The organism is Azospirillum sp. B4 (assembly GCF_000333275.1).
In the GTDB taxonomy this organism is placed as follows: domain Bacteria; phylum Pseudomonadota; class Alphaproteobacteria; order Azospirillales; family Azospirillaceae; genus Nitrospirillum.
In genome coordinates, this window is sequence record NZ_BACU01000419.1 from 1 (window position 1) to 2,142 (window position 2,142).

Below are 2,142 nucleotides of genomic sequence, written 5' to 3' on the forward strand. Positions count from 1 at the left end.
AACATCCATGTCTATGGCGCGCTGCGCGGCCGCGCGCTGGCGGGCATGGCGGGCGACCGCACCGCCCGCATCTTCTGCCAGAGCCTGGAGGCGGAGATGGTCTCCATCGCCGGGCTCTACCGGGTGAGCGAGGATCTGGAGAAATCCGTCCTGCGCCGCCAGGTCCAGATCTACCTGGACCAGGGCTTCCTGCACATCGATCCGGTCACCGTCTGACGCACGGCCGGTTTTCCCAGTAACCTTCTTTTCCAAGGGAGACGTTCTTGGCCAAGATCATCGTCATGACATCGGGCAAGGGCGGCGTCGGCAAGACCACCTCATCCGCCGCCTTCGGCACCGGCCTGGCCTTGCGGGGGTTCAAGACCTGCATCATCGATTTCGACGTGGGCCTGCGCAACCTGGACCTGATCATGGGGTGCGAGCGCCGCGTGGTGTTCGACTTCATCAACGTCATCAATGGCGAGGCGCGCCTCAGCCAGGCGTTGATCAAGGACAAGCGGGTGGAGAACCTGTACATCCTCCCCACCTCGCAGACCCGGGACAAGGACGCGCTGACCGAGCAGGGCGTGGAGAAGATCCTGAACGAACTCAAGAAGGAGTTCGACTACATCATCTGCGACAGCCCGGCCGGCATCGAGCGCGGCGCCCTGATGGCGCTGTACTTCGCCGACCACGCCATCATCGTCACCAACCCCGAGGTCTCCTCGGTGCGGGACAGCGACCGCATCCTGGGCGTCATCCAGGCCAAGTCGCGCCGTGCCGAGAAGGGCGAGGACCCAGTGCAGGAGCATCTGCTGGTCACCCGCTATGATCCGGAGCGGGTGGAGAAGGGCGAGATGCTGAAGGTCGAGGACGTGCTGGAGATCCTGGCCATCCCGCTGCTGGGCATCATCCCGGAAAGCCCCGCCGTGCTGCGCGCCAGCAACGTTGGCATGCCGGTGGTGCTGGACGACAAGTCCAACGCCGGCCAGGCCTATTCCGACGCCGTCGGCCGTTTCCTGGGCGAGAAGATCGAGCATCGCTTCGTCAAGGTGGAGAAGAAGGGCTTCTTCGACCGGCTGCTGCGGAGGACCGCATGAGCATCTTCGACTTCTTCCGCACGCCCAAGAAGGCGTCCGCGGCCGATCAGGCCAAGGAACGCCTGCAGATCGTCCTGGCCCATGAGCGGGCCGGCCGCGACAGCCCCGACTTCCTGCCCCAGCTGCAGAAAGAGCTGCTGGACGTCATCAAGAAGTACGTCTCCATCGACGACGACAAGGTGGCGGTGAAGCTGGACCGGGCCAGCGGCTATTCCACCCTGGAGGTCAACGTGGAACTGCCCGCACCCGCCAAGGGGGCGGCCCGCGCCGCCGCCAAGGTCGCCGCCGCAAGCGGCGCATAAGCGCGACGTGTGCGACTAATCATGTTCGGCGGAGGCCGGTCCCTTGGGGCCGGCCTTCGTCGTTTCAGGCGGCGGCCACATGGTCGGCCATCTGCTGGCGCAGCTTGCCGGCCATGGCCGTGGCCTGAGGGTCATCGAAGCCGTCTAGCGCCTCAAGCACCATCTCACGCAGGTCGGTCAGGCGAGCGGCGCGGCGCAGGGCCACCAGACCGTCACCATCCACGCCCACATGGTCCATGACGGAGGCCAGCGCCGCCACCGTCTCCCGCGTCGGCGCCGCCGTCACCAACTGGGCCAGGTCGGCGCGCACGGTGGGACGGCCCAGCCGGCCCAGGGCGCAAACGGCCCCCGTGGCCACAGCGCGGTCAGGATCGGCCCGCAGCCTTTCCAGCGCGTCGATGACCGGGAATTCCGCCTGGCGCACGCAGCGGCAGGCGGCCGCCCGCGCGGCGGCATCCGTGGTGCCCAGCAGGTGCAGCAGCACCTTGCGGTCCAGCGCCACCTCCAGCCGCACGGCGGCCCCCAGCGCCGCCACCTCCACCGCGCCGGCCAGGCCGGCACCGCCCAGCAGGCCGGCGACGATGGCCGTGGCCTGCGGACCACCGATGGCGGCCAACGCCTCCAGCACCGCCACCGGTTCCCGCCCGGTGAGGCCGTAGCCGGCCAGGCGCTTCAGGCGAAGGCCCAGCAGGGGCACGGCGGCCGCCAGCCGGCGGCGCCCGGCCTCCGCGATCAAGGGCAGGGCCTTGCTGAGAGGGGCG

General features: G+C 68.7%; 4 protein-coding genes. 3 read left to right on the forward strand and 1 reads right to left on the reverse strand.

Translation table 11 applies throughout. The features are described 5' to 3' along the window. From I55_RS18725 to minE, 3 genes are all read left to right on the forward strand, one after another. Positions 1-216 (forward strand): septum site-determining protein MinC (locus tag I55_RS18725; RefSeq protein ID WP_044562104.1); only part of this gene is annotated, 216 nt, incomplete at its 5' end. 47 nt (positions 217-263) lie between these two features. Continuing rightward, positions 264-1,079 carry a septum site-determining protein MinD gene (gene minD / locus I55_RS18730; RefSeq protein ID WP_044562105.1) on the forward strand — a complete coding sequence of 272 codons (816 nt, stop codon included), beginning with the start codon at positions 264-266 and terminating at the stop codon, positions 1,077-1,079. Then, positions 1,076-1,381, forward strand: a complete 306-nt coding sequence (gene minE, locus I55_RS18735) for a cell division topological specificity factor MinE (RefSeq protein WP_044562106.1) — start codon at positions 1,076-1,078, stop codon at positions 1,379-1,381. Before minD ends, minE begins: the two co-directional genes overlap by 4 nt. Positions 1,382-1,445: 64 nt before the next feature. Here the strand turns inward: minE and I55_RS37215 are convergent. Further along, positions 1,446-2,142 (reverse strand): HEAT repeat domain-containing protein (locus I55_RS37215; protein ID WP_199902643.1); only part of this gene is annotated, 697 nt, incomplete at its 5' end.

Excerpts from the sequence above, each read along its gene's own strand:
- minE (WP_044562106.1), top strand. The coding sequence starts at position 1,076 with ATGAGCATCTTCGACTTCTTCCGCACGCCCAAGAAGGCGTCCGCGGCC.